The following is a 14,554-nucleotide window of genomic DNA, read 5'->3' on the forward strand; positions in this document are numbered from 1 at the left end:
AGCCGGACAAAGAAGTGAAGCGCGCACTTGGCGTGCACGCTTCACAGGAGACTCACGGGTATCAGCGCTGGTTGTACGCCCCAGGTATTACGACTTGATACCGGCGACGAAGGCGGCCCAGGAGTCGGCGGGGAAGAGGAGAGAACCCTGAGAGGGGTCTTTGCTGTCCCGGACGGGAACGAGGGAGGGGATGCTGTCGGAGACTTCGAGGCATTCGCCGCCATCGTTGTTGCTGTAGCTGCTCTTACGCCACGAGACGCTGCTCAAGTCGATGGATCGCACGGCAATTCCTCCAGCAGACGCATGATGAACCTTCGTGTCTCGGCGGGGCTGTACGCCAAGTCACGTAGGGCATCATAGGCGCGGTTAAATGCCTCAACCCTGCTGCTGTCCTCGATCAGTTCGCCCTGTGCATCGTTCTCCGCGTAGGCGACGATCGTCCCGTCCACCATCTGCAAGAACATCATGTTGGTGTTGACCAGACCGTGCCGCCCCACGCCGAACGGCAACACCTGAATGGAGACGCCGGGCAGGTCCAGCACCTCCAGCAGGAACTCCAACTGCTTGCGCCACTCCACCAGGTCCGCCAGCGGATTGCGCAGCACCGCCTCCGACATGATCGACCGGAACGGCACCGGGTTCTCCGGGTCGAACAGCGCGCGCTGGCGTTCAAGTCGGGCCTGGATCTGCCGCTCCAGCTCCTCACCCTCGTAGCCACCGGCGATAAGCGCCGCCCGCGCGAACCCTTCGGTCTGGAGCAGGCCCGGCGGCGTGGTCGCCCCGTAGTGCCACAGAGCTACGGCCTTCTCCTCCAGTTCCATGTACGGCCGGTACTGCCGCTTGAACCGGTTCTTGTCGGTGACCGCCAACTCCCACAGGATCAGGAGCTTGTCCCCGGTCTTGTAGTAGGTGTCGAGGTCTTCGACCACATCGGGACCGCCCAACATGATCCCGTTCTCCATCCTGTTGAGCATCGTCTCGTTCCAGCCCACCTCCCGCGACAGCCTCCTCAGGGTGACCTTCGCCCTCTCCCTCTCCTTCTTCAGCTCCTGCGCGAACCTCGCCCTGGGCCCACCACTCCGCCCCGTGATCGTCTTCCTGGCCGGCATCGCCTTCCACCCTCCCACTGCCGATGACGAATCTCGCGTTGCCTTTGCGTCTGTCCGGGGTGCGAAGGCGTCCCTGCTTGGGCCATCCTCTTACTACCCAGGAATACGCAGAGTAGTACAACTGCCGCATTCCGTATAGATGTTGGGCGAAAGGAAGCAAACCGATGGAACCCGGAACCCTCCTCTACGACCCCACGACCGACAAGGTGGGGGAGTTCCAGGCCCGCTCCGGCAAGTACGCGATGCTGCGCCCCGTCGGCGGCGGGATCGAGTGGCAGGCCGACCCCGACACCCTGCGGCCCCCGACCGACAGCGAGCGCATCGGCGCGGGCGTGAAGGCGGCGAACGCGCAGGCGACGCGGAAGTACCCCCTGTTGGAGCCGACCGTCGACATCACGTCCGTCCCGGAGCCGTACCCGAACTGCGCGAGCTGCGCGGACCTGGTCCTGCTGGCCAAGTCGGCAGGGGAGAAGCGGGACTTGAGCGCGCAGGTGGACGCGAGGGTGTTGATGAGGCAGCACCACAAGCAGGCGCACCTCACGCGGGCCGACCCCGCGTGATCCGCCCCCGCCCCGAGCAGATCACCGAGGTCCAGCCGGCGTACGCGGTCCCCCCGCCCGCGCTGCCACGACCCCCGGCCCCTCACAACGACCGTCAACTCACCCCCGTCCGAAGCGAGTTCCCCCAGCAGAGGACGCGCCGAGGCCGAACTCGCCGCGCGGCGAGGCGACTTCTGACCGACGACACCTTCTGGAGCGGCGTCCTGACCGCCTTCAGCGTCGCGACACTGATCGTGGTGATCGCGGCGACGGTGTGAGGCCCGCACCACGGCCCGCACTACGCTTCACGGCATGGCCAAGAAGCTAGTGCTCAAGGTGACCGCGGGTGCCGACGCCCCCGAACGCTGCTCGCAGGCGTTCACCGTCGCCTCGGTGGCGGTCGCGAGCGGCGTTGACGTCTCCCTGTGGCTCACCGGCGAGTCCGCGTGGTTCGCGCTGCCCGGCAGGGCGGCGGAGTTCGAACTCCCCCACGCGGCCCCCCTCCCGGACCTCCTCGACACGATCCTCTCCACCGGCAAGGTCACGCTGTGCACGCAGTGCGCGGCACGCCGGGACATCACGGAGAAGGACGTGATCGAGGGGGTCCGGATCGCCGGCGCGCAGGTCTTCGTCCAGGAGGCACTGGCGGACGACGTCCAGGCACTCGTGTACTAGGGGTACTACGCGATCCCCCCTACGGACTGCCTCCCCGCCCTCAGCCTCGCGGCGTCCTGCCCCGGAGGTAGTCCGTAGGTACTCCGGTACTCCCGGCTGAACTGCGTAGCACTCACGTACCCCACCGCCTGCGCGACCTGCGCGGCGGACTCCTCCCCGCTCACCAGCCGCCGCCGCGCCTCCTGCATCCGCAGCCGCTTCTGATACCTCAGCGGGGTCATACCCGTGACCTCCTTGAAGTGCCGGTGCAGCCAGGCCGTGCTCATGTGCGCGACGGCGGCGATCTCCTCGACGCTCAGCGGCTGGTCGTACCGCTCCCGGATCCACCGCGCGGCCTTCCGCACCCGGGCCGCCGCCGAGTCGGACAGGCACCACTCCCGCAGCACGGGCCCGAGGCCGCAGCGCAGCACCCGGTACAGGATCTCGGCCTCGATCCGCCCGGCCAGCGGCCCGATGTCCTCGGGAGTATCGAGCAATTCGACCCACCGGGTGACGGCGTCCACGAGCTGCGGCGTCATCTCCGCCTTGATCAGCCCGCGCACCGGCGGCCCGACGGCCCCGGCACCGCTGTCCTCCAGCTCCATCAGCAGCTCGGTGATCGTCCCCATGTCGAGGCTCAGCAGCACCGACCGGTACGGAAACTTGACCAGTTCGATGGAGACGGGCAGGTCAATAGGGGTGAGCAGGATCTCCCCAGGCCCCGCGACCTCGCTCAGCGCCCCCGCCGTCGTCCGTTTCTCCCCGTCCGCGACGAAGCACAGAAGCGGCTCGTACAGCGTGTCCGCCGGCTGGAACGACCCGTCCAGCACGACCAGCGAGAGCCGGGGGACGGCCGTTTCGGCGCCCGGAACGGTGTGGTGCCGCTCGATGGCGGCGCCGAGTCGGTCGAACACGCGCGCTCCTGAGAGGTCCTGTACTGAGAGGATCAGGCAAGCTGAGACGATCAGGCAATCTTATGCGGCTGACGGCTCATGCCGCCCCGGCGCCCGGTCCGTAGCGTCGAGGGCATGGCACAGCAGACTTCCAAACTCCCTCTCCGCGCCCTCGGTACCCAGGGCCTCAAGACCGGCGCGATCGGCCTCGGCACCATGGGCATGACCATGGCGTACGGCGCCGGCGACGAGCAGGCGGGCATCGACGCCATCCGCCGCGCCCACGATCTGGGCGTCACTCTCTTCGACACCGCCGAGCTCTACGGCTGGGGCACCGGCAGCAACGAACAGCTCCTCGGCCGCGCCGTCGCCGGTTTCCGTGACGAGATCTTCCTCGCGACGAAGTTCGGCTTCGACCTGTCGGACGTCTCCGACCCGCTCAACCTCCCGCTCGACAGCCGACCCGAGAACATCCGCCGGGTCACCGAGGAGAGCCTGCGCCACCTCGGCACCGACCGCATCGACGTCCTCTACCAGCACCGGGTCGACCCCGGCGTGCCGATCGAGGAAGTCGCGGGCGCGGTGGGCGAGTTGATCGCCGAGGGCAAGGTCCTGTACTTCGGCCTGAGCGAGGCCGGGCCCGACACCGTCCGCCGCGCCCACGCCGTCCAGCCCGTCTCCGTCCTCCAGACCGAGTACTCGGTCTTCGAGCGCGCCGTCGAGGCCGACATCCTGCCCGTCGTACGGGAGTTGGGCATCGGCTTCGTCCCCTACTCGCCGCTCGGGCGCGGCTTCCTCACCGGCACGGTGAAGCCCGCCGCCGAGTACGCCGAGGACGACATCCGCCGCTGGGACGAGCGCTGGCAGCCGGGCAACTACGAGAAGAACGTCGCCGCCGTACGGGAGTTGACGGCCCTGGCCGAGTCGAGGGGCGCGACGGCACCCCAACTCGCCCTGGCCTGGCTCCTGTCCCAGGGCGACGACATCGTCCCCATCCCCGGCACCCGCAGCGCGGCGCGCGTGCAGGAGAACGTAACGGCTGCCCAACTCACCCTGACCACCGAGGACTTGGCCCGCATCGACGCCGTCCTCCCGCACGGCGCCGCAGGCTCCCGCTACCCCGAATCACTCATGCCCACCTGGACCTGACCCCTACCGGCGCCGCCGCTTCCCGTCCAACTCGTCCCACCACTCATCGGACTTGGGGTCCCCCGACGGATCGTCCCACCAACGGTCCTCGGGCCCCCGCCGGTTGGCCACGATCGCGGCAAGCGGCGGAATCACCATCGCCACCACACACATCCCCACCGCCACCGGCACCGACCACAACCGCACGACCCCCCACGCCAGCACGAAGAGCCCGATACAGCTCCCCATCATGGCGAAGTACACATGCCGCCGCCGCGCGTACATACCCCCAGCGTAACTCCGCAGAACCACACCCATTCAGCGGAACCCCCCTCGCCCCCACTTCCCTAGATTCAAGCCACCGACCGGCCCACCAGCCAAAGCCCGAAAGATGGCTGAACCACTGCGCAAGACCTCCCGGGGAATTCTCATCGTCGCACGCGGCGACTCGGCTGCACCCCGGTGAGCGGCCCGCCATGACTGCATCGACACGGCCGAGCAGCCGATGAACCAGGCTGCCGTCAACTGCCGGGTCCGCTGAGCCGGTTGTTCGAACGGGGACGGAGGAACCGCGTGGAAGAGAGAAGCGGCGAGCCGCGGCCGGCCGTGCTGCCCCTGTCTCCACCGATCGCGGAAACCCTGTTCGCCGCCCTCTACGGCGAACAGAGACCCCGCCCTTGGCACGACCCCGAGAACGACCCCTACCAGCTCTTTCACCAGCGCTCGCTGGCGATGGGCTGGCTGGACGTGCTGTGGGGCATGAACGACGCCGGCTCCGGGCACCCGCGCGGGGCCGCCGGGGGCCCGGAACCGGTCATGTGGTTCCAGGTCGAGGCGGCCGTCGTGAGCGGTGAACGGCCGTTGCCGGTGCGCCCGTGCCGTCGATGCGGACGAGGGAGTGGTACGAGGCGGGTGCCCCGGAGGCGCGGACGGCGGTAGAAGTGACCATCAGCAGCGGACGGGACGAGGTGATCGGACAACTGCCGCACCGGCTCGACGAGTTGGAGCAGAACGTCTTCACCCTCCGGTCGTACGCCTCAGGAAGTACCTCTCCCGAACCACCCTTCGACGACACCTTCTGGGACGGCCCGGCCCGCCACACCCTGACCCTCCAGGGCGACCTCGCAGCTTGGTCGTACGACAGCGTCGGCTGGCTCGCCGAAACCCTGGCAGAGCTCGCTGCCCGCCTCGGTGCGCGTGCACCTCTGCTGCTCACGGCCACCCGGAGCGACCAGCCCCGCCTCCCCTAGGGGGCATCCCGTCATACCGGAAGGGCCGTACCCGAGTACTACGGGTACGGCCCTTCGTGGCGGGCGTCGGTCAGACCGCGATCGCGACCTCGGCGAGGCCGCCCTGCTGGGCGACGACCGTGCGGTCGGCGGTGGCGCCGGGGACGAGGGCGCGGACGGTCCAGGTGCCTTCGGCCGCGTAGAAGCGGAACTGGCCCGTGGCGGAGGTGGGGACCTCCGCCGTGAACTCACCGGTCGAGTCCAGGAGGCGGACGTAACCGGTCACCGGCTCACCGTCCCGCGTCACCTGGCCCTGGATCGTCGTCTCACCGGGCTTGATCGTCGAGGCGTCGGGGCCGCCGGCCTTCGCTCCACACATGGTCATACTCCAGAGGTCGTCGGTCTGACGGGTTACTTGTTGGCGCCGAGCTCGATCGGGACGCCGACGAGGCTGCCGTACTCGGTCCAGGAGCCGTCGTAGTTCTTGACGTTCTCGACACCCAGCAGCTCGTGCAGCACGAACCAGGTCAGCGCGGACCGCTCACCGATCCGGCAGTACGCGATCGTGTCCTTCGCGAGGTCGACCTGCTCCTCGGCGTACAGCTCCTTCAGCTCGTCGTCCGACTTGAAGGTGCCGTCGTCGTTCGCGTTCTTCGACCACGGGATGTTGCGCGCGGACGGCACGTGGCCGGGGCGCTGCGACTGCTCCTGCGGCAGGTGCGCGGGGGCAAGCAGCTTGCCGGAGAACTCGTCGGGCGAGCGGACGTCGACGAGGTTCTGCGTGCCGATCGCGGCGACGACGTCGTCACGGAAGGCGCGGATCGCGGTGTTCTGCGGCTTGGCCTTGTACTCGGTGGTCGGCCGGGTGGGGACCTCTTCGACCAGCTCGCGGGCGTCCAGCTCCCACTTCTTGCGGCCGCCGTCGAGCAGCTTCACGTTCTCGTGGCCGTACAGCTTGAAGTACCAGTAGGCGTACGACGCGAACCAGTTGTTGTTGCCGCCGTACAGGATGACCAGCGTGTCGTTGGCGATGCCCTTCGCGGACAGCAGCGCCTCGAAACCGGCCTGATCGACGAAGTCGCGGCGGACCGGGTCCTGGAGGTCCTTCGTCCAGTCGATCCGGATCGCGTTACGGATGTGGTTCTTCTCGTAGGCCGACGTGTCCTCGTCGACCTCGACGATCGCGATGTCGGCGTTGTCGAGGTTGGCCTCGACCCAGTCGGCGTCTACCAGGACGTCGCTGCGGCTCATGCTCGTTCTCCTCCGGGGCAGTTGCGGCGGGGGTGCGAAGTGCGGGTGAGTGCGCGCGGGCTGCGCCGTGCGGATACGGGAGCGGGCGCGCGGGTGCCCCTGACAGGGCCGGCGAGTTCAGGAAGCGTTACAGAGCATGGCGGCGACGCGGCACAGGTCTACTGCCCGCCGCTTCGTGAGATCCGCCTGTCGCTTCATGCCGTCGATCGTAGGGACGGATCGGGCATGCTGTCACCGGTGTGTCGTATGGCGAGATACGATCGTCCACATGCCGAGATACAGGTAGCCCTGAAGTAGTACGGGACGGGACCCGTAGTACTCGGGAGGGGCCCCGCATCTACGGTACGGACGCCCCCGTCTCGCCAGTCGGACAGAACCCCGTACGACCCCTACCCCGCGAGTCGTACGTTCGAACCGCCCACCGTGATCTCCACGCCGTTCCGCGCCGGGACCACCTTGTCCAGCTTGATGCCGCCCGGCAGGTTCTCGATCCGCTGCTCGAAGTCGGTGATCTTCCGGACCTCGCCCTCGGCGGCGTCGACGCCCCCGAAGCTGGGCAGCGTGTCGGCGCGCACCTTCACCGTGTCACCGTCGACGGTCACGGTGCTCAGCACGGACGCGGGCGCCTTCTGGCCGAACGCGTCGATCTGGACGTCCACCTTGATCTTCCCGTTGCCTCCGTCGGACAGCCCGACCACCTCGGCGTCGACGCCCTGGATGATCTGCGTCGGCTCGGACTTCGCGGCCTTCAGCAGCTCGGCGTAGGAGATGCTGGCGGTGCCGCTCGCGGACGAGGCCGTCGCCGAGCTGAAGCTGGAGTCGAAGTCGACGCCCTTCATGCTCGCCTTCAGGTCGTCGATCCTGATCGTCCCGCTGCTGGTCCCCGTCGCCGCGTCGTACTGCTTGATCCCGACCTCGACGTCGTCGAGCTGCCCGCCGAGCGCCTGCGTCAGGAACGGGAACCCCTTGATCGACACGTCCGGCGTCGCCGCCAGCCCCTCGTTCACCCTCAGCTTGTCCGCGGCCTCCCCCTCGGCGAAGTTCACCGCCAGCCGGTCGGCCAGCACGAACAACCCGCCCAGGACAACAACAACGATCAGAAGTATGCGAAGGCCGCGCATTGCAGTGGTTCCCCCAAAGAGTGCTGACCGGGACCCTGAGGACCCCTAGCCCTTACGGCCACCCACCGTAACTCTCTGGGGTGAGGTGCCCCGGAGACTGTCGAGCAGTTGTGACAGTGGGGAGGGGTGGGGCGAGCGGTACGGGGGGCTCGGCGCAGGTACGCCGGGTGGCGGGGGCCCGAGGCGGCCGGGGTCACCGGGCACGCACGGGTGGGTCGGCTGCATCACGCGCGGGAACTGTGCAGCCCTTGGGATAACCGCGTACACGCGGGCCGGCCTCGGGGGGCAAACGGCGGCGCGGACAGGCCCGAATGAGGAGGCACACACGCGCGCGTGGCCGACGCTTCGCCAGCCTGTCGGCCTTCGCCGAGCGCCGCCGCGCGGGCACCGGTGTGAGCGTGGGTGCGCACTGGCCCACAGCCCGGGACCACCGCTCCGGAACGGCGCGCGCGCACGCGCCGAGGCACCGGCAACTCCGCCGCCCCGGCATGAGGCCCCCCCGCACGAGGCCGGTCCGCAGCCAGGGCGGGGCCTCAGCCAGGAGCAGGGCCTCCGCCGGGGCGCACGCCGCGCCAGCGCCGGTACGCGCGTGGGCGCGCCGGCACTCAGCCCGGGGCCTGCCTTGTGGCGGGCCCCGACCCCCGTTGCTAGCCCAGCGCCCGGCCCAGGACGTACACCGCGGGGGCGGCGAGGGACAGGGGGAGGGCGACGCCTGCCGTGAAGTGGACGAACCTCGATGGGTAGTCGTAGCTCGCGACGCGGTGGCCGATGAGGGCGCAGGCGGCTGCGCCCGCGCCGACGAGGGCACCCGGGGCGCCGACGTCGTTCATGCCGCCGACGGCGATGCCCGCGCCGGCGGCGGCGAGGAGGGAGACGACGACGGAGGCGGGCGTCGGGAGGGGCAACGCGCGCGCGAAGATGGCCACGGCGACGGCGGCCGCGCCCACGGAGACGGCGTCGGAGTCGGCGCCGAGGTACCCCGTCGCGACGATCGCCAACGCGCTGCTCGCGACGGTGGCCATGAGGCCGTACATGCGCTCGTCGGGGTCCGCGTGGGACCGGAGCTGGAGGATCAGGCACAGCAGGACCCAGACGCCGAGCGTGCCCAGGATCGCGGCGGGCGCGTGCTCCTGGCCGACGCCGAGCAGGACCGCGTCGGAGACCAGCGCGCCCAGGAACGCGAGCGCGATGCCCTGGCGCGCGGGCCACATCCCGTTCAGCCGGAACCAGCCCGCCGCCGTGACGCCCTGGAGCGCGACTAGCGGCAGCAGCAGCCCGTACATCCCGAACGGCGCCGTCCCGGCCAGCAGCAGGCCCAGCAGCGCCGTCAGCGCCGCCGGCTGCATCCCGGGCTCGATGATCGGCGAGCGCCCTTCGAGCCGGGCCCGCTGAGCATCGGTCACGCGCGCGTTCCCGGCGAGGGTGGCAGGCCCGTACCCGGGCCCGCCGCCCTGCGAGGACGCGGCGGAGGTCTCGCCCCCGCCGAAGGACGGCGCCCCCTGTCCGACACCCGAGCCCGCCGCCCCGGCGGACGGAGCCGACGGCCCAGCGGGCGAAGCCACCGGCCCAGCGGCCGAGACACCCTGCCCGGCGGGCGCGTACGCCCCGGCCTGAGCACCCCCCGCCGCGAAGCCCCCGGCACCCGCGCCGGACGCGTACGGCCCCGCCTGCGCCCCGCCCGGCACGAACCCACCGGACGACGCGTCGGGATGCCCAGCAGGCGCGTACGGCCCGGCAGCGGCCCCGGCGGTCCCGGCAGCACCGGCAGCACCGGCGGACGCGTACGGCCCGGCGGCAGCCCCCGCGTGCGCGCCGGGCGCATAACCTGCGGCACCCGCCGCGGCCGCGCCCTCGCGCGCGTACCCCCCGCTCTGCCCCGGCGCCCCGCCGCCCGCGTACCCGCCCGTCGGCGCGCCCTGCGCGGGCTGCTGCCAGGCGTACGGGGACGGCGGCTCGGCGGCCGCCGCATACCCTGCGTCCGGGGGGCCGTCGTAGGACTGCTGGGGCGGCAGGTAGGCCGTCTCCTCGGCGGGCGACGGCATCTGGAGGGACGGCTGGACGGTCGTCTCCCAGGTCTGCCCCTGCCACTGCTGGGTGTCGTCCATGGGGTCGTAGCCCGGTCTGCCCGGCCCGCCCTGCTGCCCCGGCTGCCCCTGCTGGGGCCACTGCGTCGCGTACGGGTCGTAGGGACCCTGCTGGTCGGTCATCGGTGACTCATCCTCCTGCGAACGGCGGGAGCACCTCGACCGTGCCGCCCTCGGCCAGCCGTACCGTCTCATGCGCGCGCGTGCCGACGGGGTCACCGTCGACGAGGAAGGAGCATCGGCGCAGGACGCGTACGAGTTCCCCGGGGTGTCGCTCGCGCACGGCGGCGAGCGCGTCCGCGAGCGTCACCGCGTCGTACGGCTCCTCCGCGACCTCGGCGGCGGCCTTCGCGGCGGCCCAGTAGCGCACGGTGACCTTTGGCATCCGTTCCTCGAAACAGCGGTGAGCGATCGGTATCCGGACCACAAAGGCTAGCCCGCCCGTCTGACACTCCAGTCCCCGATGCGCCCCAGCAGCCCGTCGCTCACGGCGTGCTCGGCGTGCCCCATGCCGGACTCCAGCCACAGTTCCGCGTGCCCGGCGGCGGCCTCGGCGAGGCTGCGGGGGTGGTCGAGCGGGAAGTACCCGTCCCGGTCGCCGTGGACGACGAGCAGCGGCGTCGGCGCGATCCTGGCGGCGGCCTCTACGGGCGACAGCGGCACGGGGTCCCACTCCTGGTGGTGGATGCGCGTCCCGAACCCGTAGCGCCCCACGAGCCGCCCCTCGGGCCGCATGACGAGCCAGTGCAGCCGCCGCATCGGCGCGGTCCCCCGGTAGTACCAGCGCGCGGGCGCGCTGACGGCGACGACGGCGTCCGCGTCGCCCGGGTGCAGCGCGGCGTGCCGCAGGGCGACCGAGCCGCCCATGGAGAACCCGACGCTCACCACGCGCGCGTGCCCGAGTTCGCGCGCCCAGCGGACGGCCGCCGCGAGGTCGAGCACTTCCCGGTCGCCGACGGTGGACCGCCCGCCGGAGGCGCCGTGCCCCCGGAACGAGAACGTGACGACGGACCCGTACCGTCGCAACGCCTCCGCCACCCTGCGCACGTGCGGCCGGTCCGCCGCCCCCGTGAACCCGTGGGAGACGACGAACGCGAGGTGATCACCGGGTGGACCGGAAGTGTCGTTCTCTCCGTCCCGCAGGGCGCCCGTTTCGTATACAACGGACCGAGGATCGTATACGGAATCGATCAGGACCCCGTCGGCGGTTGACAGAAACGTCCGCATAGGGGCGCTTCTGACCGTCTCGCCATTCGGACATACGGTGGAACGCGCCACACGACCTGCCGGACTGTCGCTCATGTCGGCTATTCTCCTGGGCAGAGGACTCGGGCAGCGAAGCCCCCGGGTCCTTTTGTGCTTTCGGAAGCGTTGTATACGAAGCGGGAAACCGTGGGTGTACGGCGGATCCACAGTGCCGCACATGTCCTCGCAGGGACCGAGGAGGAACCGGACGTATGAGTTCTCTGCTGCTCCTGACCAATGCCCTCCAGCCGTCGACGGAGGTGCTTCCGGCCCTCGGCCTGCTCCTGCACAACGTGCGGGTGGCCCCGGCGGAGGGCCCCGCCCTCGTCGACACCCCGGGCGCCGACGTCATCCTGGTCGACGGCCGCCGCGACCTCCCCCAGGTCCGCAGCCTCTGCCAGCTGCTGCGCTCCACCGGCCCCGGCTGTCCGCTCGTCCTGGTCGTCACCGAGGGCGGCCTCGCCGCCGTCACGGCCGACTGGGGCATCGACGACGTCCTGCTCGACACGGCGGGCCCGGCGGAGGTCGAGGCGCGCCTGCGGCTCGCGATGGGCCGCCAGCAGATCGTCAACGACGACTCCCCCATGGAGATCCGCAACGGCGACCTGTCGGTCGACGAGGCGACCTACAGCGCGAAGCTGAAGGGCCGCGTGCTGGACCTCACCTTCAAGGAGTTCGAACTCCTCAAGTACCTCGCCCAGCACCCGGGCCGCGTCTTCACGCGCGCGCAGCTGCTCCAGGAGGTATGGGGGTACGACTACTTCGGAGGTACCCGTACCGTCGACGTACACGTCCGGCGCCTGCGCGCGAAGCTCGGCCCGGAGCACGAGTCGCTGATCGGGACCGTCCGGAACGTGGGTTATCGATTCGTTACGCCCGAGAAGGCCGAGCGCGTCTCCGAGGACACCAAGGCCAAGGCCGCCCCCGCAAACGCGGAGGATGCGGACGAGTCGGCCGTCACGGCGTCCGCCGAGGTGTAGGCCCTGGTCGGACCGGGCGGCACCGGCGCGCGGTTACCGCTCGGTCACCTCCGATACGCCCTGCCCGGTCCGGGTTGATCCGCGTAGACTCCGCGCGTGGCCAAGGTGACGAGGGACGACGTAGCACGCCTGGCGGGGACGTCCACCGCCGTGGTCAGCTACGTCATCAACAACGGACCCCGGCCGGTCGCCCCGGCCACGCGCGAGCGTGTCCTCGCCGCGATCAAGGAACTGGGGTACCGGCCCGACCGCGTCGCCCAGGCGATGGCGTCCCGCCGCACCGACCTCATAGGTCTCATCGTCCCCGACGCCCGCCAGCCGTACTTCGCGGAGATGGCGCACGCGGTGGAGCAGGCCGCGTCCGACCGCGGGAAGATGGTCCTCGTAGGCAATTCGGACTACGTCGCCGAGCGCGAGGTCCACTATCTGCGGGCCTTCCTCGGGATGCGGGTCTCCGGCCTCATCCTCGTCTCCCACGCCCTCAACGACCTGGCCGCCGCCGAGATCGAGGCGTGGGACGCCCGGGTCGTGCTGCTGCACGAACGCCCCGAGGCCATCGACGACGTCGCGGTCGTCCTGGACGACCTCAACGGCGCGCGCACCGCCGTCCGCCACCTCCTCGACCACGGGTACCCGTACGTCGCGTGTATGGGTGGCACGGCTGATACCCCGGCGGTAGGGGACCCGGTCTCCGACCACGTCGAGGGCTGGCGCCAGGCCATGGCCGAGGCCGGCGTCGCCACGGACGGCCGCCTCTTCGAGGCCCCCTACAACCGGTACGACGCCTATCGCGTCGCCCTCGGCATCCTCTCCGCGCCCGCGCGCCCCCCGGCCGTCTTCTGCTCCACCGACGACCAGGCCATCGGCGTCCTGCGGGCCGCGCGCGAACTGCGCATCGACGTGCCGGGTGAGCTCGCGGTCGTCGGCTTCGACGACATCAAGGAGGCCGCGCTGGCGGACCCGCCGCTGACGACGGTCGCGTCCGACCGCTCGGCGATGGCCCGCGCGGCGGTCGACCTCGTGCTGGACGACGGGCTGCGGGTGGCGGGGTCGCGGCGCGAGCGCGTGAAGGTGTTCCCGTCGCGGTTGGTGACGCGGCGCTCCTGCGGGTGCCCCTAGGGTCGTACGGGTTTCCCCGTAGTACCCCCGTTTCTGAGAGGTTCCTGAGAGGCGGGGCAATTCGCCCTCGACGGCCTTTACGCAGGCCCGACGACGTTCTCGGGGCGTTCTCAGGGAGCACTCAGGAAGCTCTCATGGTCGCGGACGAAGCTTTTTTCCATGACCGAGAGCTTCCGCCGCGACGGCGAGTACGAGAACGAGCAGAACCCGTACCAGGGCGCCCAGCAGCAGTACTCCGCCACGCCCGTCAACCCGGAGTGGCCGCCCCCGCCGGCCCATCAGCCGGCGTACGCCGCGCAGCCGGAAGCCCCCGCCGACAAGAAGAAGCGCACCCGCGGCCCTCTCGCCCTCCTCGCCGCGGTCGCGATCGTCGCGGCGGCGATCGGCGGCGGCACCGCGTACGGCATCCAGGAGCTGACCCACAAGGACGAGACCGTCGCCGCCACCACGACCAGCGTCGTGCCGTCCAGCAAGAAGGGCGACATCGCGGCCGTCGCGGCGGCGGTCAGCCCGAGCATCGTCGAGGTCAAGGCGGCGCTGGACAGCGGGAGTTCGACCGGTTCCGGCGTCATCATCACGAGCGGCGGCGAGATCATCACCAACAACCATGTCATCGCCGGCGCGAGCAGCATCCAGGTCCAGACGAGCGACGGCAAGACGTACACCGCGAAGGTCGTCGGCACCGACAGCAAGAAGGACCTCGCGCTGATCAAGCTGGAGAACGCCTCCGGCCTCAAGCCCGCCTCCCTCGGCGACTCCGCCACCGTCGACGTCGGCGACTCGGTCATCGCGATCGGCTCCCCCGAGGGCCTGACCGGCACCGTGACCAGCGGCATCGTCTCCGCCCTGAACCGCGACGTCACCGTCTCGACCGACGAGAGCCAGGGCCGTCAGCAGCAACAGCAGGGCGGGGGCTGGCCGTTCGAGTTCGGCGGGCAGCAATTCAACGGCGACACGGGCTCGTCGACGACGACGTACAAGGCCCTCCAGACGGACGCCTCCCTCAACCCCGGCAACTCCGGCGGCGCCCTCATCGACATGAACGGCAACATCATCGGCATCAACTCCGCGATGTACTCGGCCAGTTCGGCCAGCTCCTCGGACGCCGGCAGCGTCGGCCTGGGCTTCGCGATCCCGATCAACACCGTCAAGTCCGACCTGGCGACCCTGCGGGCCGGCGGCTCGGACAACTGACCCGGCGC

General features: G+C 70.6%; 20 protein-coding genes. 9 read left to right on the forward strand and 11 right to left on the reverse strand.

What is annotated here, in order from left to right; translation table 11 throughout:
• Positions 1–87 precede the first annotated feature (87 nt).
• Together IAG44_RS19190 and IAG44_RS19195 are read right to left on the reverse strand one after the other, a co-directional pair.
• Entirely contained in the window at positions 88–282 is a 195-nt protein-coding gene (locus tag IAG44_RS19190) for a DUF397 domain-containing protein (protein WP_187748319.1), read from the reverse strand.
• Positions 264–1,109, reverse strand: a complete 846-nt coding sequence (locus IAG44_RS19195; RefSeq protein ID WP_187748320.1) for a helix-turn-helix domain-containing protein — start codon at positions 1,107–1,109, stop codon at positions 264–266. Before IAG44_RS19195 ends, IAG44_RS19190 begins: the two co-directional genes overlap by 19 nt.
• A gap of 164 nt (positions 1,110–1,273) precedes the next feature.
• Between IAG44_RS19195 and IAG44_RS19200 the strand changes: the two genes are divergently transcribed.
• Genes IAG44_RS19200 through IAG44_RS19210 form a run of 3 tightly spaced genes read left to right on the forward strand, consistent with a single transcriptional unit; the run spans position 1,274 to position 2,323 of the window.
• Positions 1,274–1,669 carry a hypothetical protein gene (locus IAG44_RS19200; protein ID WP_187748321.1) on the forward strand — a complete coding sequence of 132 codons (396 nt, stop codon included), beginning with the start codon at positions 1,274–1,276 and terminating at the stop codon, positions 1,667–1,669.
• The gene (locus IAG44_RS19205; protein ID WP_187748322.1) at positions 1,666–1,926 is read left to right on the forward strand and encodes a hypothetical protein; all 261 of its coding nucleotides are present in this window, start codon (positions 1,666–1,668) and stop codon (positions 1,924–1,926) included. The genes IAG44_RS19200 and IAG44_RS19205 overlap by 4 nt, the downstream gene beginning before the upstream one ends.
• A 34-nt stretch (positions 1,927–1,960) precedes the next feature.
• On the forward strand, positions 1,961–2,323 hold the full coding sequence (locus IAG44_RS19210; RefSeq protein WP_187748323.1) for a DsrE family protein: 363 nt from the start codon (positions 1,961–1,963) through the stop codon (positions 2,321–2,323).
• A gap of 5 nt (positions 2,324–2,328) precedes the next feature.
• Here IAG44_RS19210 and IAG44_RS19215 read toward each other — a convergent pair whose 3' ends face one another.
• A complete protein-coding gene (locus IAG44_RS19215) occupies positions 2,329–3,216 on the reverse strand; it encodes an AraC family transcriptional regulator (protein ID WP_187748324.1) in 888 nt (295 codons plus the stop codon).
• A gap of 114 nt (positions 3,217–3,330) precedes the next feature.
• Between IAG44_RS19215 and IAG44_RS19220 the strand changes: the two genes are divergently transcribed.
• Positions 3,331–4,344: an aldo/keto reductase gene (locus tag IAG44_RS19220; protein ID WP_246561874.1), complete on the forward strand. Its 1,014-nt coding sequence runs from the start codon at positions 3,331–3,333 to the stop codon at positions 4,342–4,344.
• 3 nt (positions 4,345–4,347) lie between these two features.
• Here IAG44_RS19220 and IAG44_RS19225 read toward each other — a convergent pair whose 3' ends face one another.
• Positions 4,348–4,608 (reverse strand): DUF3099 domain-containing protein, encoded by a 261-nt coding sequence (locus IAG44_RS19225; RefSeq protein WP_187748326.1) that lies wholly within the window; start codon positions 4,606–4,608, stop codon positions 4,348–4,350.
• A 288-nt stretch (positions 4,609–4,896) separates the two neighbouring features.
• Here IAG44_RS19225 and IAG44_RS43590 point away from each other — a divergent pair, with 288 nt between their 5' ends.
• Positions 4,897–5,262, forward strand: coding sequence for a hypothetical protein (locus tag IAG44_RS43590; protein WP_246561876.1), 366 nt, complete (start codon positions 4,897–4,899; stop codon positions 5,260–5,262).
• Between the two features lie 2 nt (positions 5,263–5,264).
• Complete coding sequence (locus IAG44_RS43595) at positions 5,265–5,573, forward strand: hypothetical protein (protein ID WP_246561879.1); 309 nt, start codon at positions 5,265–5,267, stop codon at positions 5,571–5,573.
• Between the two features lie 70 nt (positions 5,574–5,643).
• Here IAG44_RS43595 and IAG44_RS19235 read toward each other — a convergent pair whose 3' ends face one another.
• The 7 genes from IAG44_RS19235 to IAG44_RS19260 all read right to left on the reverse strand — a co-directional run bounded on the left by IAG44_RS19235 (position 5,644) and on the right by IAG44_RS19260 (position 11,310).
• The gene (locus IAG44_RS19235) at positions 5,644–5,931 is read right to left on the reverse strand and encodes a DUF1416 domain-containing protein (RefSeq protein ID WP_010351646.1); all 288 of its coding nucleotides are present in this window, start codon (positions 5,929–5,931) and stop codon (positions 5,644–5,646) included.
• A 32-nt stretch (positions 5,932–5,963) separates the two neighbouring features.
• Complete coding sequence (locus IAG44_RS19240) at positions 5,964–6,803, reverse strand: sulfurtransferase (RefSeq protein ID WP_187748327.1); 840 nt, start codon at positions 6,801–6,803, stop codon at positions 5,964–5,966.
• 117 nt (positions 6,804–6,920) lie between these two features.
• The gene (locus IAG44_RS44770; RefSeq protein ID WP_425508529.1) at positions 6,921–7,001 is read right to left on the reverse strand and encodes a putative leader peptide; all 81 of its coding nucleotides are present in this window, start codon (positions 6,999–7,001) and stop codon (positions 6,921–6,923) included.
• Between the two features lie 191 nt (positions 7,002–7,192).
• On the reverse strand, positions 7,193–7,924 hold the full coding sequence (locus IAG44_RS19245; RefSeq protein ID WP_187748328.1) for an LmeA family phospholipid-binding protein: 732 nt from the start codon (positions 7,922–7,924) through the stop codon (positions 7,193–7,195).
• A gap of 647 nt (positions 7,925–8,571) precedes the next feature.
• Positions 8,572–10,131 carry a hypothetical protein gene (locus tag IAG44_RS19250; protein WP_187748329.1) on the reverse strand — a complete coding sequence of 520 codons (1,560 nt, stop codon included), beginning with the start codon at positions 10,129–10,131 and terminating at the stop codon, positions 8,572–8,574.
• Positions 10,132–10,138: 7 nt separating this feature from the next.
• A complete protein-coding gene (locus IAG44_RS19255; RefSeq protein ID WP_187748330.1) occupies positions 10,139–10,393 on the reverse strand; it encodes a MoaD/ThiS family protein in 255 nt (84 codons plus the stop codon).
• A gap of 47 nt (positions 10,394–10,440) precedes the next feature.
• Positions 10,441–11,310 (reverse strand): alpha/beta hydrolase, encoded by an 870-nt coding sequence (locus IAG44_RS19260; protein WP_187748331.1) that lies wholly within the window; start codon positions 11,308–11,310, stop codon positions 10,441–10,443.
• A 155-nt stretch (positions 11,311–11,465) separates the two neighbouring features.
• Between IAG44_RS19260 and IAG44_RS19265 the strand changes: the two genes are divergently transcribed.
• The 3 genes from IAG44_RS19265 to IAG44_RS19275 all read left to right on the forward strand — a co-directional run bounded on the left by IAG44_RS19265 (position 11,466) and on the right by IAG44_RS19275 (position 14,546).
• Positions 11,466–12,233 carry a winged helix-turn-helix transcriptional regulator gene (locus tag IAG44_RS19265; RefSeq protein WP_187748332.1) on the forward strand — a complete coding sequence of 256 codons (768 nt, stop codon included), beginning with the start codon at positions 11,466–11,468 and terminating at the stop codon, positions 12,231–12,233.
• A 96-nt stretch (positions 12,234–12,329) separates the two neighbouring features.
• The gene (locus IAG44_RS19270; RefSeq protein ID WP_187748333.1) at positions 12,330–13,352 is read left to right on the forward strand and encodes a LacI family DNA-binding transcriptional regulator; all 1,023 of its coding nucleotides are present in this window, start codon (positions 12,330–12,332) and stop codon (positions 13,350–13,352) included.
• 159 nt (positions 13,353–13,511) lie between these two features.
• Entirely contained in the window at positions 13,512–14,546 is a 1,035-nt protein-coding gene (locus IAG44_RS19275; protein WP_187748334.1) for a S1C family serine protease, read from the forward strand.
• Positions 14,547–14,554: the final 8 nt, after the last annotated feature.

The organism is Streptomyces roseirectus (assembly GCF_014489635.1).
GTDB classification, from domain to species: Bacteria; Actinomycetota; Actinomycetes; order Streptomycetales; family Streptomycetaceae; genus Streptomyces; species Streptomyces roseirectus.